Genomic DNA, 20,566 nt, shown 5'->3' on the forward strand with positions numbered 1-20,566 from the left:
GGGACCGACAGCAACTCGATCCGGATCGCACGGGTGATGGCACAGAACTGACCTACCGACGCGGCGGAGCCCGGCCTTTGGGCACTCGAGGGGCCGGGCGCCGCCGACCACGCGGCGGACCTCCGCAACCGCATTAAGATCGAGCGGTCAGCCCCTTCGATCTCCGAGGACCCATCGTGACGACAACGGCCAAAACCGACGCTCCGGCCCGCAAACGCCGCTGGCTGCGCCTGTCCCTCATCGCTCTCGGGATAATCCTCGTACTGGCCCTCGGTGCGCTCGGCGGTGCCGGCTGGTACTTCTCCGGCGAGGTCATCGACGTCGACCACAGCCCCGACGAATACTCGCTCACCGTCCAGGCCGTCGACGAGGACACAGTGACCCTCCCCCGCGAGGAGGACACCGAGAAGGCCGGCACCTGGGGACTGGAGTGGGAGGACGGCCAGGCCGTTCTCGGAGACGTCGTCGCATCCGACGACGAGACCGTCACCCGGTCGCTCCACGGCGTGCTCTTCGGAGAGCTCGCCGCGGGCACGGTCGTCCGCGTCGACAAATGGACGTACCGCGACGACCCCTCGTCCGCGCTCGGGCTCGAATACGAGACCGTCGACGTGCCGACCGAGCTCGGCGACGCGCCCGCCTGGTACCTCCCCGGGGATCAGAGCACCTGGGTCATCACCGTCCACGGCCGCAACGCTTCGCCCGGCGAGACCCTCCGCGCCGTCGAGACCTACGACATGCTCGGCTACCCCGTCTTGGCGGTCACCTACCGCAATGACGAAGGCGCGCCCGACGCGCCCAACGGACGCCACAGCCTCGGCGAGCACGAGAGCGACGACGTCGTCGACGCCGTCGAGTACGCGCTCGCGAACGGCGCGGACGACGTCATCCTGCACGGCTGGTCCATGGGCGGGGCGACCGCCTCGACGGCCGCCCGCAAGCTCGCCGATACCGACGCGGTCAAGGCCATGGTCCTCGACTCACCGGTCATGGACTGGAACTCGACGCTCGACATGCAGGCCGACGACCGGGACGTCATCCCCCCGATCACCTGGACCGCCAAACGGATCATCGAGCTGCGCGCCGACATTGACCTCGACGACCTGGACCAGCGGAACTTCGCTGAAGAATTCGACATGCCCATGCTGCTGTTCATCGACACCGCCGACGAGACCGTCGACCACACCGCGACGCTCGAATTCGCCGAGCTCCTGCCGCCCGACCGGACCACGGTCGTCACGACCGCCTCCGGCCACACCGCCTCCTGGAACGAGGACCCGGTCGCCTACGCCGCCGCCCTGGAGGCCTACCTCGCGACCCTGTGACGTCGCGGCGGGGTCGTCACCTTGCCGCACCCGATCAGTGAGCGGACTCCCGATCAAGCATCGAGCAGCTCCGGCAGCTCGCCGCAAGGAAGACTGCTCGTCGTTCCGAGTGGAGCCGACCTGGTCGGCACCTTGACGCCGTACGGCGGATGTACCGCGTCGGCGACGAATGCTGGCGAGGTGAGGACGCCAATCCGCCCCTTCACTGCGGGATTGAGGAGAGACTGAGGTCGAGAACCAGCTGATGGGAGCACAGATGTCACGTGAAGAAGGACACGGACGCATCGTGGTGGGTGTCGACGGTTCGCCGTCCTCGATCCGGGCCCTCGAATGGGCACTGGACCAGGCCGAACTGACCGGCGCGAGCGTTCAGGCGGTCTACGCCTGGGAACTGCCGAGCACTTGGGGCGCGAAGGTGCCCGTGTACCCCGGCAGCGAAATCGCCGAGGAGACCGAGGTGGCCGAGGCGAAGCTGGCCCAGGCCATTGGGGAGGCCACGACCGGGCGAAAGCAGGTGGAGGTGTCGCAGAGAGTCGCCAGGGGCCACCCCGCCGAGGTCCTCATCGAAGCGGCCAAGGCAGCGGACCTGATGGTCATGGGCAACAGAGGCCACGGTGGGTTCACGGGCGCGTTGCTCGGCTCGGTCACCCAGCATTGCGTCCACCACGCGGTCTGCCCTGTCGTGGTGGTCAGGGCCGCCGGGGAGTAGCGAGGCAGCAGCATGCCGGTCCGTCGAACAACGAAGACTCCCGCGCTCACGGGCCTGGCCCGAGGCGTGGCTCTGGAACCTGTGGAACCTGCGCCCGCACCCGATGACAGCGAGGCAGCGGGGGAGCGCTTCGCTGGTAGACCGGCACGACCGCCTTGGCCGCGCCGCCGGCCGTTGGACGCGGCGGTCGCGCCTCCGGCGGCGCCTTGGCCGCCCCGTACCGGTCAGCGCAGTCGCCGGGCGATCGGATCGGGTTCATCGCCGATCCGGGCCAGCCGTAGCTTGACGTCGGCCGCTTGAAGCCCGTGGCGGGTGGACATGATCGGGTTCAGGTCGAGCTCGGCGACCTCGGGACGATCTTCGGCGAGGCGGCCGAGTCGGGTGAGCAGATCGTTCAAGGAGTCCAGGTCGACCGGTTGGGATCCGCGGTATCCGGTGAGCAGATCCGCGGCCTTGAGGGAGCGCCACATTGACTCAGCGTCGGTGTCGGTCAGCGGCAGCAACCGGAACTGCTTGTCGCCCAAGATGTCGGTGGCGGTACCGCCGAGCCCGAGCATGACGAGCGAGCCGAACAGAGGATCGTGGACGATGCCCGCGGACAGTTCTACGTCGGCGTCGAGCATCGGCTGCACCACAACCGTGGCCCGCTCGTAGCCTTTGACAGCCGCCGCGACCTGTCTGAAACCGGCCCGCACCTCGCGGGCGCCCCGCAGACCGAGGAGGACGGCTCCGGCGCCGGCCTTGTGGACAAGATGGGGGGCATCAGCCTTGACCGCCACCGGATATCCCAAGGTGCGGGCGGCGGCGACGGCCTGCTGCTGGGAACTTGCGGCCACTGTCGGCGCGAGCGGGATGCCATAGCACTCGAGGATCGAGGCGGCCTCGGCCGCCGTCTGCCACTCATGGCCGGCGCTGAGCAGCCGCTCGATGATCGCGCGGGCCCCGGCGCGGTCGATCCCGGGAACCTCGGGCCGCTTGCCGAGGGGTCGGGTCCGCCACCGGGCGTATGCCGCGGCCCGGCCCTGTGCGGCGACGGCGGTCTCAGGGAAGCCGAACACCGGGATCCGTCTTGCGCCCAAGGTGGACGGAGCATCGGCTGCGCCCATGACGACGACCGCGGCAGGAGTGCCTGGAATGGCGTCGAGAGCGCGGGCGATGGCGGCCAGGTTTCCTTGGACGTCGCTGGCGCCGGTCACGGCGAACACCGCCAGAAGGGCGTCGGTCTCGTGGGACGCGCCGAGGCAGGCGAGTGCGTCGGCGAAGGCGCCGGGACTCGCCGCCGCCCCGAGATCGACCGGGTTGTCGGCGGCGGCCACCTCGGGAACGGCCTCGGAGAGGCGCCTGCGGGCGTCGCCGCTCAGTCCCGGGACGTCGAGCCCGGCGGCCTCGGCGGCGTCGGCCGCCAGGACGCCGACGCCCCCGGCGTTGCCGACCACGCCGAGGCGGCCGCCGCGCGGCAAGGGCTGATCGATCAGGACGCGGACGGTGTCGAGCAGCTGTTCCAGGGTGTCGGTGCGGATGACGCCGGACTGAGCGAAGAGGCTTTCGACCGCGACTTCCGAGGTGGCTGCGGCGGCAGTGTGCGAGAGCCCCGCGCGTCGCCCCGGCTCGCTGCGGCCGCCTTTGACGGCCAGGACCGGCTTGCGGCGGGCCACTGCCCGGGCGAGGCGCGCGAACTTGCGAGGGTTCCCGAAGGACTCGAGGTAGAGGGCGACGGCCTTGCAGCCAGGGTCGTCGTACCAGTACGCGAGCAGGTCGTTGCCCGAGACGTCCGCTTTGTTCCCGAGGGAGACGAAAGAGTGCACACCCAGCCCGGTGCGAGTGGCGTGGGCGAGGGCTGCGATGCCGACGGCACCGGACTGAGAGGCCAGGCTCAGGCCGCCGTGGACGGGGGGCTCGAACGCGAAGCTGGCCTGAAGCCGTACGGAGCGGTCGGTGTTGATGATGCCGATGCAGTTGGGGCCGACCAGGCGCATGTCGTGGGTGCGTGCGATGCGCACCAGGTCCTGCTGTGCCGCTATGTTGCCGATTTCGGCGAACCCGGATGACAGGACGACCGCAGAGCGCGCCCCGGCTTCGCCCGCCTGCATGAGCACCGCCGAAACGGCGGGCGCGGGGACGGCCACGATGACGAGATCGACCGATTCGGGAACATCGGCGAGCGAGGACCATGCCCGAAGCCCTGCCAGTTCGGACTCCTCGGGGTGGATCGGGTAGACCGGGCCGGTGAATCCGCCCGAGATTATCGAGCGGAGCACTTCGGAGCCGATGCCTTGGCCGGAGCGGCTGGCACCGACTACGGCGACCGAGGCGGGATCGAGCAAAGGCTGCAGGGACATGCGCTCGGAAGCACGCTCACGTTCGGCCACCTCCTCGGCGAGAACGTCGTCGAATTCGGTCGTGAGAACGAGGTCGACCACTCCAGCCCGATACGACATCGGGATTCCGGGCACGAGGCGCTTCGCCAGGCGCAGCATCTGGAAGTTCCCGGCCAGCACCTGACCGGACAGCTCCTGGACTCCCGCGGCGGCCGCGGCCAGAGCGAGGTGCTCGAGCATGAGCGTCCCCAGGCCGCGGTGCTGGTGGTCGGGGACGACGAGGATCCCGAACTCGGCCCGTCCGGGATGCTCGGGGAGGAAGGTGAAGGAGGCCGCGCCGAGCAGGAGGCCGTCGTCTTCAACCGTGACGGCGAGACCGTCGCCGGTCTCGTTCAGGCCGATGAGACGGCCCGCTTCGACGGCGATAGCGCCACGGCCGCTCGCGAAGTACCGATGACGCAGGTCCGAGGCTGTGCAGCTCTCGTGCATGACGATCAGCGCGTCGAGATCGTCCGGGACGATCGGGCGGATGCGGACGATCTGGCCATCGGCGTCAAGCGCGTCGACCGGCTGCGGGGGACGGACTCTCACAGCGCCTGCCGGGCTCGGACCGCCACGAGCCTCGAACCGGTGGACTCGGCCTGCCTCAGCGGCCGCTCCAGCGCTCTCAGCGATGACCGCGATTCGTCGAAGTCGACGACGACCGCTCCGCGTTCCTGCTTACGATCCGACATGTCTTCCCCCTTTCTCGGACTCTAACCCGGTCAGGTCGGACGGGTCACGAATCCACTGGAGATCAACTCTCGCCCTGCCGGTGACCTGTTGGATGCATTGTCGGCTGACCGTGACCAGGTCGAGCAGTTCGAGGTGCTTGCCGTTGCCGAGCACCTTGCCGACCGCGAGCTGGTCGAACAGCGACGCTTTCTTTCCGGGCTCCGCCACGGGGCGGTCACGGTCCTCCTTCAGCGGGAAGTGACAGCCCGCCTCAGTGATACAATATTCCAACGAATTGTGGAATACGGCGCGGATTCGACAGCTGCTCTTCGCGAATGCCGACGGCGTAAGAGATGAAACGTGTTCGACCGGGCCTGCGGCCGACGCCTACGATTGCGGCGATGAACAGCATAGAATTCACGCTCGTCCCGGCCCCAGTCGCGGACATCCCCGCTTTGAGCGAGGAGGGGCAGGCGGCTGCCGGCCCTGGTTTCCGGGTCGAGGCCACACATGAGCACATCGCCTGGCAGAATCTTCGCAACGGCCACCGCAAGCCCTGGGGCTTGAGTACATTGGGGCCCTTCGTTTTTGAGGGCACCGAGTGCGAGACCGCGCTGCGGCAAGCCACGCTCGCAGGAGGTGCCCGGTGATCCGGCGTCGCACCTACCGGATGGTCGATGGCGTCCGGATCGAAGGGACCTGGCGGCCGATCTTCATCAAGAACGGCGGCACTTACTTTCTCACCGACCTGTTCATCTACGCCGACGGCGTTATCGACTGCTGGGGCGTGCTCGATCTCGAAGGCTTGACGGACAAGTTGATTACCGGTTGGGTCTCGCTCGAGCCCGAGCATGGCGCCCGAGCATCAGCTCACGACCTGGCCGCCTGGCAGTTCGAGGAGCCGACCTCCCACGTCACGCCCGACGACTTGCTCGCTGAAGTCGTAGACCTCATCGACGAGCTCAACGAACGGCCGGACTCCCGTGAACGGTGCCTCATCGCGATCGACCAGTACTTGGAGACTCGCAGCAAAGCCGATCTGGACGCGCTCCGCAAGGCCTACCTTGCCGTGCCAACGCATCACCAGCGAAGCGTCCTAGGCGACATGGACTCCAAGGACTTCCCTCTCCGGGCACTGTGCGGCATCGACCGCATCGGGTGGAAAGACACAGACGAACTCGGTCCTGAACTGCAATGGACGATCGACTACTTCGAGCAGCGGCGGCCGTGGAGTCGAAATGGGCGACCCTCCAGGCCGCTGTTGTCCGACGAACCGCCGACACCTGCGCCCACCCTGGTGATCGGGCAGCGCCAGCGCCACGATTGGACTGGCGCGGAGCCCCTGGAACGGTTGAACAACAACTACCCGGCACCGCTGCGACTCAGCTGCGGAATCTTCCCCTCGGTCGACCATGCGTATTGGGCGTTGAGCTTGAGTGACGACCCTGAGCGGGAAGCGATCAGGCAGGCACCGAACGTCTGGATGGCGCAGCGCATAGCCGCCGCATCAACAGCACGCACGCCCGACTGGCATCGCGTCCGTACTGCCGTCATGGCCTCTCTGATGCGTTTGAAGTTCCAGCAGCATCCCGATATCGCCGCGATCCTCCTGGGCACCGGCGACGCCAAAATCCAGTACCTGCACTACGGTTCGGCGCACTGGGGGTCCGGTCCTGAAGCCGGAGGCAACTGGACGGGCCGACTCCTGGAGCTGATCCGCTCCGAGTTGCATTTCGCCCAGGCATTCCCGGACGTGACCGACTTTCTTTCATGAACCTGCCGACTGACTCCTGAGGTGCTCTAGTACTATTTTGCCTAGTTTCTGGCGTTGTTCTTGTGTTACGGGTGATCTGAGGTCTGCGAGTGACAACAGCATGCCAGGAAACCGGCGACGGGCATTGAAGGAGCGTCGCGGCCTTCTTCGATGGCACTCCACAGCAGGTCTTGGCAGGACGGTATGGCATAAGCGTCCGCAGTGTCAAGCGCCTGGTCCGAGCCGCCCGGGAAGCGACTCCAATCGGCGAGTTTGAGGCCCGCAAGAATGTCACCGTGCCCACGCCCGAGACCGACGCCCGGCCCCAGCTGCCCCCAGAGGTCGCCGCCGAGCACCGCGAGCTGCGCAAACGCGTACGCGAGCAGGAGCAGGAGATCGATTTGGGGCGACGACTCGGACAAGGTCATGGCCTGGAACCTCTTCGACCCGGCGGGGGCGGTCGTCACCAGCCGAAAAATCTTCGAAGACGCGAGCGGCTGGGGTGAGACCGGCTTCTACGGGATGCCGGTGTTTGTCGTGACACACCGGGCCGAAGCGACTATTACCAAGGGGGAAACCACCTTCACGTTCGTCACCGAAGGGGTGGAGGCGGCGGTAACGCAGGCGAAGCGCGCAGTTGGAGCGAAAAAAGTGCACGTGATGGGCGGTGCGAGCATCATCCAGCAAGGGCTGAACTCCGGCGTGATCGATGAATTGCATCTGCATGTGGCCCCGGTGATCCTCGGCGACGGCACCCCGCTGTTCGCCCATCTGGGCGGGCCGATCCCCTGGAGCGGATCGAGACGGTCGACTCCGAGCGGGCCGTCCACCTGCGATACCGAGTCCTCAAGTGAGTGTGGGCCGAAGCTCCTGTGCCGACAGTCCAGCCGTACCGCCCTGGGATGCCCCGGACGTTCCTCCTGGTTGGCTTTCAGATGGAGGATGTAATAGCCACCGCGGTCGGCGATGCAGGTTGCGAAGTCTCGCTGGCAGTGCGGAGCGTCGGCCGGCTTCTGTGTTTGTCTCACTTCAACCGGCCTGCTCGGACGGCCGTGGGTGTCGGCATCTTACCGAACTGGTCCGTGGTGAGGGTCCGTCTCGCTGAATCTTTTGCCGCGGTGGTCTTTCTCATCGAATCAGCCGCAGGGGTCATTTCGACCTGCTTCTCCAATACAACCTTGACCAGGCAGAACCGTTATTACCATGAACTCAGTCAGTCGGTATTCCGGACAAAGGTGGTGCAATGAGGACCAAATGGGTGATCTTTGCGAGTATCGCGGCTTTGCTCGCGATCGCGTGCGGCGGGGGAGGCGATGACGGCGACGGTGACACCGGCGCCGACCCGGAAGAGCTGTCCACGACGGGCCGGGACGGGCAGTTTGAGTTCACCGTCGATTCGATGGAGTGCGGCGATACAGAGATCGGAGAGGAGCCGCTGACGGAGACCGCGCAGGGGCAGTTCTGCATGGTGACGCTCACGGTCGAAAATGTCGGTGACGAGCCCAGGACGTTGAGCGTGCTGGATCAGAAGGCGTTCGACGACCAGGACCACGAGTATGCGGCCGATGAAAGTCTCACCGGTGCAGTGGAGAATCCTGAGACCTGGTTCACCGAGATCAATCCGGGCAACTCGGTGACCGGGACCTTGGTCTTCGACGTACCCAAGGACACCGAACTCGTGCGGCTGGAGCTACACGACTCAGCCTTCTCCGACGGAGTCGAGGTCGCTGTCCCGTAGGCCGCGCCCGCGCGGTCGACACCAACCCGGCAGGTGATGACGTGGGGCGCCGATTTCACAGCGGCCATCCGGGTCTTGGTGCTGCTGGTGGCAGCCCTCGGCATCGGTGTCATATCTTGATCGATCTGGCCCAGGTCCCACGGCGGTAGTGCCGATGGCGATCTGGCTCCAGTCGAGGGCCTCGGTGGCGGCGAAATCTGCGGCGGCAATGTACCCGCCTGCGACCGGTCACAGCCAGTCACAGTCGGGCAAAAGCATTCACAAGTGGAGGTACTGCATGCTTATTCGAACCCATCATCGCAGGTAGACGCCGCGCTGTATCGCCTTGCGGCTCCAATTGAGCCGCGCGGGCGGATTTCTGGCCTCTCATGGTGGGCGCGTGATGGCGAGGACTTTCCGCCCACGCGCGCTGAGGTGGTGACTCCGCGTGCTCTCAAGCGACGCCTCAGTATCGAACAGCGTGAGGCCATTGTCAAGGCGTACAACGAGGGTGTGCTGCAGAAGGACCTCGCGGTCGAGTACGGAATCAGCGTCCGGAGCGTCAAGCGCCTGGTCAGACATGCTCGCGATACGGGCCAGATCGCATAGCGCCGAGCTGTGCAGACCTACTCTTCCAGGCAGTTTGCCTCGTCCTACCATGAAGAACAGATCGATTCGGTACACATTGCACGCGGTTCCATAGACTCTGTCGACTCCCTGTTCCCAGACCAACATCGGAAGGTTGGCCAGTGACTTCCCCTTCGAGCACTGATTTCCTGATCCCGGCGCGCGATGATGCCGACGTCCGCACGATCGGACGGGCCCTCATCGACAACGGGATTCGCGACGGCGCATCGCTCTTCGCCCCCACAGTCCGGGCCTGGGACTCCTACAGCGTCGATGAGCTGTATCGGTGCTACAACCAGCAACCCGACGAGAGCAGCGACAAGTTTCTCGAAAAGCTCAAGCGTCAGCTCGCCGACGCCTCGGACGAGGCTATCCTGCTCACCGCCGAGCTGCTGACGTTGCAGGCGCTCCCATTGGCCAACCTCAAACCGGAGAACAAGGCCTCGCGCATCAAGACGGTTCTCAGCTGGATGCGCCAGCCAGTTGACCTGCCCAACAAGGTCACGGCGGCGTTCGAGCAGCGCTCGTGGAACGGCGGGACCGGCGCGCACACAATGTTGTGGAAGTGGCTGGCCGATGCAGTGGAACTGCTGCAGACCCGTACTCGAACGACCCCGGCATGGGACCGTCAGATCCCAGACGACCCCTGGCGGTGGCGTGACTGGGTGCGCGAGGGCGGCGCGATGGCCTCCCTGACCGAGGCACTGCTCTACCTGGGGTTCCCTGACCACTTTCTGCCTATCATCAACATGGAGCACAAGCGCAAGATCGCCACCGCATACGCCAGCGAATTGCCTGGCGGCCACGCTATCGACGATCTCGACCGAGACCTTCTGGCGATCACGGTGAGCCTGCAACGCAAGCACGGCGGCCAGATCGACTTCTACAAGCCCCCGTTCGTCGACGAATGGCGGGCTTCGACTCGTCCGAGCGGGGAACGGCGAGCCTGGCTGATCCGTCTTACCCCGGCAAGTGACACCGAAGCACGACGCTGGACCGGTGAGGGCAGCGTTTCGGTACCGGGGGCACACTTCGGTGGACTCTCTCCAGATGCGGACCGTGCGACCATCCGTCGCGTGGTCGAGAACGAATACGGCCATCTCGACGCTGCCCAGCAGGCCGCTCTGACCGCCGAAGTGCACGCCTTCTGGACGATGATGCGGCCCGAAGACTTGGTCGTGACCATATTCCATGACCAACTCTCAGCGGGCACAGTGAAGGGCCCGGCATCCTATTTGGCAGAGCCCAGGACCGAGCTGCGACGCGAAGTCGGGTGGCTGACGTCCAAACCAATCGAGCTAGCCACGCTACCCCGGACGCTTCGAACACAGTTCGAACGTCCGGGCAACGTCATCGACGTTACCGGTGAACTCGACGGCCTCGCACAGCTGTTGAGCGTGGAATCCGAGACCACCGACGACACTTCAGCCGAGACCCAGACCGCCGATCCTCGCACGCCCGAGGCCCTTGAGGCACTCTCGCAGCGAGTGCACCTTGAGACTGCCTGGCTGGACCGACAGGTGGCGCTCGTCCAGCGCCGCCGCCAAATTGTGCTGTACGGGCCGCCGGGCACCGGCAAGACGTATCTGGCCCAAGCACTCGCCGAGCACCTCACTTCACCGGACGCGGTCCGGCTGGTCCAGTTCCACCCCTCGTACTCCTACGAGGACTTCTTCGAGGGTTTCCGGCCCGATAAAGCCGCCGACGGCTCGGTGGGATTCGTCCTCACCCCCGGGCCGTTGCGCACGTTGGTCGGTCAGGCTCGCTCCGACCCCCACCGCCCATATGTGCTGGTCATCGACGAGTTCAATCGTGCGAACCTAGCCAAGGTGTTCGGCGAGTTGTACTTCTTGCTCGAATACCGCGACCACTCAATCCGCCTGCAATACTCGCCCGAGGAGTCATTCTCACTGCCGCCCAACGTCTACATCATCGGCACCATGAACACCGCCGACCGATCCATCGCCCGGGTCGACGCGGCGATGCGGCGACGGTTCGCCTTCGTCGAGATGCACCCCGACGAACCGCCAGTGCGCGACCTGCTCTCCCAGTGGCCCGGTCGAATCGAGAACGATCCGCGTCCCGCGCTACTGCGCGCCCTCAACGAGGCCATCCCTGAGACCGACCGCGACGTCAAAATCGGCCCCTCCTACCTCATGGACTCCGAAGCCGAGGATGATGAGGGCCTCGCGCAGGTATGGGAGCATGATCTGCTGCCACTGCTCGAAGAACACTTCTACGGCCGCCTCAGCCGCGCCCAAGTACACCAGCAATTCGGCCTCGACACCATCCGGCAGGCGGCTGAGGCCACCGGAGACGACACCGCCCCCGCAGACCCGGAGTCTTCGGCGCCGTGATCGATCCTGTGGTCTTCGGGGAGCTCGACAAGACCTCGGTGACGCGCCCACTCGCTCCGGCCTCGGCCGAGGCGTTGCGGGCAACTGGCCTGGTTAGGGTTGAGCCAGATACCGGCGGGCGGTGGCGTTTGCTCCCCACCGGCAAGGTCGGCGCGGTTCGCATCGGCGACCTCGACGTCCAAGTCCGACCCAAGATCAGCATCGCCCGACTGTTGTTCCTGATCGGCTACGCCAAGAAGCCGGGATTCCTCTTCGACGACGCTTCGGGCGTCCCCGAGGCCGACCTGTGGCCGGCTCTGGCCGAGTCCCTGATTCGCTACACCGCGCGCGCCCTCAACCACGGCCCTATCCAGGCGTACTCGGCCGTGGATGCCACTTTGCCGCTGGTGCGCGGTCGCCTCCGTCTCGCCGACCAGGTCGCCATTCGGCCCGGACAGCTGTTCCCCCTGGAAGTCCGCCACGACGAGTACACCTCCGATACGCCCGAAAACCGGCTTCTGCGCACCGCTCTGCACCGTATGGCCACCGTCCCTCGCCTGTCCGAGCAGGCCCGTAAAGGGCTGGCACAGCTCGACGCCGAACTCGATGGTGTCCAAGTCATCACCGAACCGGTCAACTTCCCCCACTGGATACCCACCCGCCTCAACGCCCACTATCTCGATGCGCTCCGGATCGCCGACATCGTGCTGCGCCATCAATCCATCGAGAACCGCCCAGACGGCCTCAACGTCGCCTCGTTCGTCGTCACCATGGACCGAGTCTTCGAAGATTTCGTCACGATCGCGCTGGCAGAGGCACTCGCCCGGTTCCCCGGGCGAGCCGAGTGTCAGCTCAACGCACATCTCGACCAGCAGCGGCACGTCGAAATCCGGGCCGACCTCGTCCACTTGGTAAACGACCGCGCAGCCGCCGTGGTTGACGCCAAGTACAAACTCCAAGACACGGGCCATACGAATCCCGACCACTTCCAGATCCTCGCCTACTGCACGGCGCTCGGGGCCACGACCGGATGCCTGGTCTACGCCCACGGACCGACCGGCCCCAAGCGACTGCAAATCCAGAACTCACCGATCAATATCATCCGATACCCCCTCGACCTCGACGCACCGCCGACGTCGATCCTCAAACAGATAGCCGACCTTGCCGACGAGATCGACGCTGCCCAACGAGGTTGAGGAGCCCTGACCCTTTGGTGTAGACACCAGCCGTATGCACCTCGGGCGTCTCAAATACTCGTGAAGCGGTGCGAACCGAACGTGAACGACGCACAATACCCGTCTGCGGGCGGTCACAGGCGGGCACAAGCGTTCACAAGTGGTGCCCTCAGGACTCGAACCGCTCGACTGCTGAGAGAACGGAGAGGCATCGTCCGCTGACGTCAAACATGCTGAATGCGCGAGCGAAGGTAATCGATGTAGGCGAGTGGAGGGGCGCTGGGAGAGGGGCCCGCTGGATCCGCAGAAACCGGACCATGGACTTCAGGCCTAACCCTAAACTTGTGGGATGGACGAGGATGTCGGAACAACACTTCTAGTACGGCAGCGGAAGTTCGTTTCATGACGGACAGTGGTCGTCGCGGCGGCGGTAGTGGGATCGCCGGGCGGTCTCGTTGTGGTCGCATATCCATTCCGACCAGTAGTAGCGGTGGTCATCCGGGTGGGCTGGCCGGATGATCTGTCCGTGCAGTCGGGCGAGGCCGGTGAGACTCAGGCGGCTGCCTTGGGATCGGGCGAGGTGGTGGGCGATGGCGATCGCGGCCGCAGCGAGGAGACACAGCGTGATCCAGCGGCGCACCGAGGTCCAGGTCCGCATCTGGTGCTCATCGAGTCCGAAGTGGCCCTTGGCGTCCTGGAAGCAGGTTTCGACCGGCCACCGAAGTCCGGCAATCCTGATCAGGCGGCCCAGATTGACCGCTTCGACGGGCTGGTAGGTGAGGTAGTAGGCGTACTCGTTGGTGCGACGGTTCCAGCGGACCAGCAGCCCGCGTTCGCCGTCGGCTCCGGTCGAGTCGAGGGCGAGGTAGCCCCAGGCGTAGACGCGTTGCCCTTTCGATCCGGCCCCGGCGCTGCGGTTCGACCAGTTGCGGGTCGGGATCGACTCGGCCAGGGCGTCGACGCGTTCGGCCTCGACCTCGGCATGGACGCTGACCTGTTTGTCCTTGCCGACTTCGAGGACGTAGGCGATTCCGGCAGCCTCGGCCTGGGCGCGGAGCGGCCCGGATCGGCCGTAGACAGCGTCACCGGCGAGCGCCGTGGGGACCTGCCCGGCCGCGATGCGGCGGGCCAGGATGGCCGAGGCCTGTTCGATCTTGGTGCGGAACGGCAGGCCGGCGGGCACCCCCGCCCGATCAAGTCGCTCGGGGTCGTCGGTCCAGGACTTGGGGAGGTAGACCTCGTAGTCGACCAGGACCCGTTCGGTCCCGGTGGCCCAGGCGGCGTAGACGGTGACCTGCGCGTTCTCGATCCGTCCGGCGGTCCCGGTGTACTGGCGTTGCACCCCGAGGGTGTGCTCGCCCTTCTTCAGATCGCCTGTCTCGTCGAAGACGAGGACGCGTTCGGGCCGGTGCGCAAGGTGTTGTTCCCAGGCTGCGGCAGCACCCCGCTCGCGCAGCGCGTCTTCGTCCCATTTCGCGTCGTTGAAGAAGTGCTGGAGTCGCCACGGGTCGTCATGGCCCGCATTCTGAGCGAGCGACCAGCAGTTCTTCGTCTCCAGCTGGGTTTGGAGGCCGGTCACCACCGCGGTGGCGTGGCGGCGGGGCTCTACCCGGGCGAACAGGTCGGCGACCGATGCCAGAAGATCGGCGGTCACCTCACGGGCTATCCTGACGGCAGCGACTGCCGTTGTGTTTTGTTGCGTCACAACGACATGATGGAACGGCAGTCGCACCCACCTTCTCTGGAACCCGTTGCGTCCCAACCAGTTGGAATCCAGAACATCCCTCACTGACAGTGACACAACGAACTTCCGCTGCCGTACTAGTTCTTGCCGGATTTCTATCTGCGTTCGCTGCCGCGGCGGCGGCATGGTTTGCAGGTAGGGCGGTCCGCCACTCAAGGGAGAGCCATCGGGAGCAAATGCAACCTTACATATATGCTGATGTGAGGCTGTCGAGCCACTCAAAACAGATGTTGGTGCTGTATCTTCGAAACGATGGTCCTACAGTCGCAACCAGTGTCTGCGTGAAATTCGACTCGCCTCTGGTTCCAGACCCTGGTCTTCGCTACCAAGAGGTTATTGCTGAGTGGAAAGTTGCATCGCTTCCGCCGGGCGCTTTCTTGGAACGTTTTCTGGGTCTGCCAAAGGCCTTTATAGAGACAAACAGGTACGCTCGGATCAGGGTCGAGATCACCTTCTTGGGACATAAAGGTGACTCTAGTTCCCTGTCGTATCAGCTTGATTTGGCTTCTATGGTGTATTTGAGTGCATCAGGAAAAACGATTAGTGATATCGGGACCTCGGTGAAGGAGATAGCTGATCACTTGAAAGGTTTCAAAGACTCGGGTTTGAAAATTCAGAAACCTGCTAAGAGTTGAACTAAGCGCGCCTTTTAAGTTCGCGATCGCCGTCATGGCCCATAGCTTCTTGCTGGAAGGCTGTTACCGCAGAGAGATAATCGGAGAAAGCTTCTGGCTCTGTCTCGGTCAACTCCCGGTAAAGTTCGATGGCGCGATTACAGAAATCCAGGGCGCAAGCGGGATCAATTTCTAGTTCCAACAAGACTCGTGCGACGGTCCATAGCGACCGAGCCAGGTCGGGCAGGTGTGCAGCGCGGTTGCATTCAACTACTTCCTCATAAAGAACTACCGACCGCTCTGCTGCCGCCAGCGCCTCATCCCGTCGCCCCGCTTCGACTAGGCGGTTGGACAGGTTGTTGAGCGAGCCTGCCAGACGAGGCAAGTACGCGACGCGGTTGGCGTCGGCCAACTCCTCATAATATTTGACCGCTCGCTTGGTTGCGTCGAGTGCCTCGTCGGCACGGCCTGCCCTTGCTAGGTCGACAGCGAGATTCCCAATTGAACCTGCCAGGTCGGCCAGGTAGGCGGCACGGTTACTTTCGACCGATTCTTCGAATAGTGCGACCGCTCGCTCACCAGCAGCCAGCGCGTCGCCCTGTCTTTTCGCCCCTGCCAGGCGGACTGCGAGATTTGCGACTGAACTTGCAAGGTTGGGCAGGTGCGCGGCACGGTTGGAGTCAGCCAACTCTTCACGCATCGTCACTGCTTGCTCGGCAATGGCTAGTGCTTCATCGAGTCGACCCGCGACCGCGAGATAGTTGGAAAGGTTGTGGACCGATCGAGCAAGGTCAGCGAGGTGGGCTGGGCGATTATCCTCGACCAACTCCTTCCAAAACTCTGTTGCTCGCTTAGCTGCTTCCAAAGCATCTGCGCGACTTCCCACTTCGGCCAACCGGTTTGCGAGGCCGCCGACCGACGTCGCCAAGTCTGGCAGGTGCGCGGCGCGGTCTGAATCGACCAACTCCTCACCCAGGGTGACCGCCCATTTCGACGCTGCGAGACCTTCTGCCCAACGACCCACTCTGGCCAGGCAGTTCGCGAGATTGTTGACCGCACCCGCAAGGTGACCTAGATGCGCGACCCGGTTGCTTTCAACCAAGGCTTCGCAATACGCCACCGCATCCTGCCCCGCATCCACCGCCTGCTCCCATCGCCCCGCGGCAGCTAGCCGATTCGTGAGATTCGCCACCGAGGTTGCCAGGCCAAACAGGTGTTCAGGCCGATCAATCTCGATCAGCTCACGATAAAGCGCCACTGACCGCTCCGACGCTGCCAGACCCTCGGCCCACCGACCCACGTCGCCCAAGCTGTTGGCGAGGTTGCCTACCGACAATGCCAGACCGCCAAGGTACGCATCGCGGGCTCGGTCCGCCAAGTCCTCGTACAGGGTTACCGCCCGCTCGGCATGGAGGAGAGCCTCGGAACGTTGACCGTTGTCGCTCATCCAGAGGCCTAGGGAGCTGTGCGCATCAGCGAGGTCAGGGGGATGCGGATGGCGTTCGTGGTAAGCGAGTGCTCGTGTCGCGAGGGCGGTGCCCAATCCGGCCAATCCCGGGTGCGGGAAACGGACTAGTCCCGTAGCGATGGCGTCGGCGGCGGCTTCGTCTATGGCGGTCCGGTCGCGGTGGTCAGGCAGGGCGAGGGCAAGGGCGAGCTGACGGGCGGCGGCCAGGTCCTGCTCGGCGGCCTGTGCTACCGCGGCCTTGACCAAAGCTATCAGTCGCTCTTCTAGCAGCGTTGCCAAGGGAGCGGCCGTCATCTCGCCAGCGCCGGTCAACGCCGCCAGTGAGGAGGCCAGATGCTCCTTCAGGTCGCTGCCCACCGCACCATAGTCCTCTGCGGCCAGGGCAAGCGCGCCGACCAGCTGCGCATGATAGGCCGGCCGCCGCGCAATCGTCTCCGAGGTGATCAGGCTTTTGACCAACTCCGAGCGGCCCGGCGTGCGCGCCAGCAGGTGCGCGGCGACCAAGTCCGGCTCGACCGGCACGATCGAGCTCAGCGACCGGTCGCCCAGCTGGCCGGCCACGGCGGCAGGAAAGGCGTCGAGCAGCGCATCGGCCACCTGCACGCGGTTCTCGGTCCCGTTGGGGCCGAATGCTTCGGCACAGGCCAGGAGATCGGGCAGGTCGCACCGGGCTGGCGCAGTCAGCGTCGTCACGCACAACGCCTGCCGCACCGCAGCCGCACCGCCGAACACCAAGGACCGATCGGCCGCACCATCGACCCGCAAACGCCCCAGTCGGTCGACCTCGACAGCGATCAGATCCTCCAGCAGCGCCTCGTCCCCGCTCGGGGCTTCCCACGCCGTATCGACAGCCGTAGGGACGCGGTGGGCAAGCTCGTTCGCACCCAGCAAAGCGGCGATGTGGACCAGCAGCGGCCGATCGGCTCCGGCGTGTCTTACATTGCGGGCCTGACGCCAGACGTTGGGGATACCGAAACCATCGCAGAAGTCGGCAAACGCCTGTTCCGCGTGCCGGTCCAGCTCATCGGCATCGAGCTGACCAGGATCCAGGTCGATATGGCAATCGATGAGCTGGTCGAGATTCCGGCACCGGGCTCGCACAGGCGCCCACCACGTTTCCCGGTGGCGCGAGACCAGCAGCACCCGTACCGGCACCGTCAACCGGCCTTCGCGATGGTGTCGCCACAGTCGGGCCAGGAAGTCGCCGACCCGATCGGGGTGGCGTTCGGGGTAGTCGCACACCAGCAGCATCGGCCGCTGCGGCAGCCCCGCTTCAGGGAGCGCTGCGTAGTCTGCGAATCCGGCCTGCCACTCCGGTGCCAAATCGACCAGGCGGTCGCAGACTTCGGCGGCCAGGCGCGATTTACCGGTCCCGGCTCCACCGGTAATCAATCCGACCGCGATCCCCGGATGCCCCTCACCGTCCCGGGCCCAGGTGATCGTTGCTGCCGCTTCGCGATCGTGGAGTCCTCCGGTCACGAATCGCACCGTACGGTACTTGAACTGGAGAATGTCGAACAGCGACTCCCCACGCAGTTCCTCCAACCGCGGAGGGATCTTGCTCGCGTCGAAGACCTCGGCTGCCTCGGTCTCGGTCAGGAACGCCTGCCACATGGGCGTGACGGCGGTGTCGCCGCGCAACGCCCAATGCTGCAATCGCCCCATGATCGCGGCCGACACCGCCTCCACCCACGGATGATCGGTCCGGACGGCCGGAAGACGGCCGCCTTCGTCGACCTCGGCCAGCAGCGGCGCCACCCACTCGCAGGCCACGGCGACCAGATCCCCCGGATAGGTACCGTTGACCAACGGCCACGACTCCCGGTCCTGGTCGATCAACCCGCGGCGGAAGCTCTCCTGTTCTTCGGGGTCGTCGAACAGCTCTTGAGCGGCATCATCGACGCCGTCCTTGACGATCGCGATCAGTGCCTTCTGCAGGTCCGAGGAGTCTTTGCCGACCCGCAACCGCTGCCGACCGCGACCCGCGACCACACCACGGGTCAACTGCTGGGCAAGGGACTTCGCCGCCGGTGCGGCAAGCGCGCTGAACTCGATCACAGCAACACCACCGATGCCTCACAGCTGACTGGTATTGGTCCGTCAAGCCCGGGCACCCGACTTCGGCAACGGATCACCCCCGCGCTCACAGCAGCGCAGCGGTCGGGCAAGAAGTAGACGAAGGGGGCCGTCACCATGCCATGACGATACCGGCCGCGAGCAACGAGGGCAGTCCACCGAACAGGTCTAGTCCAGAACAGACACCAGCTTGAGCATCGACCCCAGGGGCCGATCACGGCCCTACACAGCCGGTCACAGGCGATCACATGGGCCCCGTGAGGGGGCCGGTGGTGTGGAGGCAGGTCGTGAAGGCGGCGGCGCGGGATTCAGCGCGGGTGGATTCTAGCCAGTCGTCGGCGTCGGGCCAGGTAAAGCTCGTGATGTAGAAGATGGAAGATGCTGCTCGAACATACGATGAGAGGTTTTGTGAAGTTCATGGGACCATTCTGGGCTGCGGCGCCTCTGGATGAGGACGGGATGGTCGAACCGGTTCGTGCGGTCAAGGCTCAGTGCGGGTCACGGCACCCGACTCGGTGAGGAACAGCTCCCAATCGCCGTGGACGCGCAACGCCCTGAGCCACCGTCCGACGATGTCTTCGACAATGTCGCCGGGACGGTCACGCATGTCTAGGTAGTTCGCAACGGTGACTTCACGGTACTGGTCGACGTCGTAGGCCGGTAGATCGTGCAGGCGGCGGCCGGGTGCAACCTGGAGGCCGCGAAGCCGGTCGGCGGCCATTCCCAGCAGCCACGATCCCCGGTAATCGCTGGCGTTCGCAAAGGCGACGCTCCAATAGACCAGGCGGGTGCAATAGGCGAGTGCCAGTCCTTCGAGGATCTGCTCTTGCGGGTCGATGTAGCCGCGGTCGATTTCGCGGGTCAGGCCGCCGAGATAGCACCGTATGCCGCCATCCTCGCGCCATTCGATATCAATAAGGCGCTCTTCGATCTCGGGACTATGGTCGGCGCACCGGCGGGCCCGGCGCAACCGGTCCGAGCAGCGGGCGACGCCGCGATCGCGGGTCGAGTTCGCCGACGCGTGCGACGGAGACGGGTCGTACCCACGAAGATCGGGGGACAGTTGATCCTCGACGCCGTTGATCATGCCGAGAATGGTGGCGGAGTCATGAATCACGGTGCGGGCCCGGCGGCGCTCGGGGTCGACCGGCTGCGCGACCAGGAAGAGATGCGCGCGGGCGCGGACATTGTCCGCCACTGGGTCGCGGGCGATTTCGGTGTCGAGCAGCTGCTCGGTGCGTTCGAGCAGGTCGTGGTGCATGGAGTGAAGGCGCCGAACTTCGGCATCGGCCAAGCGCCTAGCGGTCTTCTCACCGCGGACGTAGTAGACGCCAGCGACCATGTGCGGCGCGTGATGTGAGGCGGTGACCTCGACATACAGGTAGCCGCGAGTGGAGTCGCCGGTGGTAGAGATCTCTCGGATGCGCAGCGGCAGCGGCGGGTCGATGAGGTTGGCGGCGATCTGTTCGACCCGTTCAGCTTGCTCGGCAAGGTCAATTGGGCGCGGATCCCAGGTGCGGGCCAGCTTGTTCTCCTCAAGCCCGATAACTAGGTCGCCGCCGTCAACCGCCAGCGAAGCCAACGCCTTGGCGATGCTGCGGCGCTTGCCATCGGTATCGCCGATCTCGCGTTTGACCTCGAAGTAGTGGCCTTCGTCGAGCAGCCCTTCCTCGATGCCGCGACGGAGTTCAGCTTCGTCCTGCGGCTTCCAGCGCCCATCGGTCATGGCGCGACGCTACACCTTCGGCGTCTCGGGAGGCAGGCAGCTCGCGCCTCGGCGCCAACGATGCTGAAGTTTAGCGGGGCCTTGTAGCGGTTGTGCCGCCCGAAATAGGCGCGCGCACTGCCGGAACGCTGTGGTAGATCTGTTCAACATGGTTCACGACATCGCTTGCCGCCATGACAATCTGGCGTTGCTGAACGGCTACGACCTGATCCCGAAGTACCGGCCTGAGTTATTCAGGGCTGCAACGTCTCTGATGGACTCCAA

17 protein-coding genes are annotated in these 20,566 nt (G+C 65.2%); 10 read left to right on the forward strand and 7 right to left on the reverse strand.

Annotated features, from left to right (window positions below):
* The first annotated feature begins 176 nt into the window (after positions 1-176).
* The gene (locus L0U85_RS21460; RefSeq protein ID WP_241379275.1) at positions 177-1,325 is read left to right on the forward strand and encodes an alpha/beta fold hydrolase; all 1,149 of its coding nucleotides are present in this window, start codon (positions 177-179) and stop codon (positions 1,323-1,325) included.
* A gap of 256 nt (positions 1,326-1,581) precedes the next feature.
* Entirely contained in the window at positions 1,582-2,034 is a 453-nt protein-coding gene (locus tag L0U85_RS18690) for a universal stress protein (RefSeq protein ID WP_241379276.1), read from the forward strand.
* A 224-nt stretch (positions 2,035-2,258) separates the two neighbouring features.
* Here the strand turns inward: L0U85_RS18690 and L0U85_RS18695 are convergent, their stop codons facing one another.
* The 3 genes from L0U85_RS18695 to L0U85_RS18705 are packed head-to-tail and all read right to left on the reverse strand — an operon-like array spanning position 2,259 to position 5,294.
* Complete coding sequence (locus L0U85_RS18695) at positions 2,259-4,943, reverse strand: bifunctional GNAT family N-acetyltransferase/acetate--CoA ligase family protein (RefSeq protein ID WP_241379277.1); 2,685 nt, start codon at positions 4,941-4,943, stop codon at positions 2,259-2,261.
* On the reverse strand, positions 4,940-5,086 hold the full coding sequence (locus L0U85_RS18700) for a hypothetical protein (RefSeq protein ID WP_241379278.1): 147 nt from the start codon (positions 5,084-5,086) through the stop codon (positions 4,940-4,942). Before L0U85_RS18700 ends, L0U85_RS18695 begins: the two co-directional genes overlap by 4 nt.
* Complete coding sequence (locus L0U85_RS18705; protein ID WP_241379279.1) at positions 5,073-5,294, reverse strand: hypothetical protein; 222 nt, start codon at positions 5,292-5,294, stop codon at positions 5,073-5,075. Before L0U85_RS18705 ends, L0U85_RS18700 begins: the two co-directional genes overlap by 14 nt.
* A 173-nt stretch (positions 5,295-5,467) precedes the next feature.
* On the opposite strand from L0U85_RS18705, the gene L0U85_RS18710 reads away from it, so the two are divergent.
* Together L0U85_RS18710 and L0U85_RS21465 are read left to right on the forward strand one after the other, a co-directional pair.
* Entirely contained in the window at positions 5,468-5,716 is a 249-nt protein-coding gene (locus L0U85_RS18710; RefSeq protein WP_241379280.1) for a hypothetical protein, read from the forward strand.
* Positions 5,713-6,840, forward strand: a complete 1,128-nt coding sequence (locus tag L0U85_RS21465) for an NADAR family protein (protein WP_241379281.1) — start codon at positions 5,713-5,715, stop codon at positions 6,838-6,840. Before L0U85_RS18710 ends, L0U85_RS21465 begins: the two co-directional genes overlap by 4 nt.
* 65 nt (positions 6,841-6,905) lie before the next feature.
* Here L0U85_RS21465 and L0U85_RS18720 read toward each other — a convergent pair whose 3' ends face one another.
* Entirely contained in the window at positions 6,906-7,247 is a 342-nt protein-coding gene (locus tag L0U85_RS18720) for a hypothetical protein (RefSeq protein ID WP_241379282.1), read from the reverse strand.
* On the opposite strand from L0U85_RS18720, the gene L0U85_RS18725 reads away from it, so the two are divergent.
* The 5 genes from L0U85_RS18725 (at position 7,246) to L0U85_RS18745 (ending at position 12,695) form a co-directional block, all read left to right on the forward strand.
* Positions 7,246-7,767, forward strand: a complete 522-nt coding sequence (locus L0U85_RS18725) for a dihydrofolate reductase family protein (protein ID WP_241379283.1) — start codon at positions 7,246-7,248, stop codon at positions 7,765-7,767. The two genes, L0U85_RS18720 and L0U85_RS18725, sit on opposite strands and share 2 nt — an antisense overlap.
* 295 nt (positions 7,768-8,062) lie before the next feature.
* Positions 8,063-8,557: a DUF4352 domain-containing protein gene (locus tag L0U85_RS18730; RefSeq protein ID WP_241379284.1), complete on the forward strand. Its 495-nt coding sequence runs from the start codon at positions 8,063-8,065 to the stop codon at positions 8,555-8,557.
* A gap of 264 nt (positions 8,558-8,821) precedes the next feature.
* The gene (locus tag L0U85_RS18735; RefSeq protein ID WP_241379285.1) at positions 8,822-9,145 is read left to right on the forward strand and encodes a sigma factor-like helix-turn-helix DNA-binding protein; all 324 of its coding nucleotides are present in this window, start codon (positions 8,822-8,824) and stop codon (positions 9,143-9,145) included.
* Between the two features lie 140 nt (positions 9,146-9,285).
* A complete protein-coding gene (locus L0U85_RS21470; RefSeq protein ID WP_241379286.1) occupies positions 9,286-11,520 on the forward strand; it encodes an AAA family ATPase in 2,235 nt (744 codons plus the stop codon).
* The gene (locus tag L0U85_RS18745; RefSeq protein ID WP_241379287.1) at positions 11,517-12,695 is read left to right on the forward strand and encodes an McrC family protein; all 1,179 of its coding nucleotides are present in this window, start codon (positions 11,517-11,519) and stop codon (positions 12,693-12,695) included. The genes L0U85_RS21470 and L0U85_RS18745 overlap by 4 nt, the downstream gene beginning before the upstream one ends.
* Positions 12,696-13,074: 379 nt before the next feature.
* Here L0U85_RS18745 and L0U85_RS18750 read toward each other — a convergent pair whose 3' ends face one another.
* Positions 13,075-14,328 carry an IS701 family transposase gene (locus L0U85_RS18750; RefSeq protein WP_241379288.1) on the reverse strand — a complete coding sequence of 418 codons (1,254 nt, stop codon included), beginning with the start codon at positions 14,326-14,328 and terminating at the stop codon, positions 13,075-13,077.
* Between the two features lie 371 nt (positions 14,329-14,699).
* Between L0U85_RS18750 and L0U85_RS18755 the strand changes: the two genes are divergently transcribed.
* Positions 14,700-15,053, forward strand: a complete 354-nt coding sequence (locus tag L0U85_RS18755; RefSeq protein WP_241379289.1) for a hypothetical protein — start codon at positions 14,700-14,702, stop codon at positions 15,051-15,053.
* 1 nt (position 15,054) lies between these two features.
* On the opposite strand, the gene L0U85_RS21475 is transcribed toward L0U85_RS18755, so the two are convergent.
* Complete coding sequence (locus tag L0U85_RS21475; protein WP_241379290.1) at positions 15,055-18,558, reverse strand: tetratricopeptide repeat protein; 3,504 nt, start codon at positions 18,556-18,558, stop codon at positions 15,055-15,057.
* Between the two features lie 499 nt (positions 18,559-19,057).
* The gene (locus L0U85_RS18765; RefSeq protein ID WP_241379291.1) at positions 19,058-20,302 is read right to left on the reverse strand and encodes an ATP-binding protein; all 1,245 of its coding nucleotides are present in this window, start codon (positions 20,300-20,302) and stop codon (positions 19,058-19,060) included.
* Positions 20,303-20,566 lie beyond the last annotated feature (264 nt).

The organism is Glycomyces sp. L485 (assembly GCF_022548875.1).
GTDB lineage: Bacteria > Actinomycetota > Actinomycetes > Mycobacteriales > Micromonosporaceae > Glycomyces.

What these genes read in the sequence shown, in the direction of transcription:
- L0U85_RS18690 (WP_241379276.1), top strand. Translation starts at nt 1,582, where the DNA reads ATGTCACGTGAAGAAGGACACGGACGCATCGTGGTGGGTGTCGACGGT.
- L0U85_RS18700 (WP_241379278.1), bottom strand. Translation starts at nt 5,086, where the DNA reads ATGTCGGATCGTAAGCAGGAACGCGGAGCGGTCGTCGTCGACTTCGAC.
- L0U85_RS18710 (WP_241379280.1), top strand. Translation starts at nt 5,468, where the DNA reads ATGAACAGCATAGAATTCACGCTCGTCCCGGCCCCAGTCGCGGACATC.
- L0U85_RS18725 (WP_241379283.1), top strand. Translation starts at nt 7,246, where the DNA reads ATGGCCTGGAACCTCTTCGACCCGGCGGGGGCGGTCGTCACCAGCCGA.
- L0U85_RS18720 (WP_241379282.1), bottom strand. Translation starts at nt 7,247, where the DNA reads ATGACCTTGTCCGAGTCGTCGCCCCAAATCGATCTCCTGCTCCTGCTC.
- L0U85_RS18730 (WP_241379284.1), top strand. Translation starts at nt 8,063, where the DNA reads ATGAGGACCAAATGGGTGATCTTTGCGAGTATCGCGGCTTTGCTCGCG.
- L0U85_RS18765 (WP_241379291.1), bottom strand. Translation starts at nt 20,302, where the DNA reads ATGACCGATGGGCGCTGGAAGCCGCAGGACGAAGCTGAACTCCGTCGC.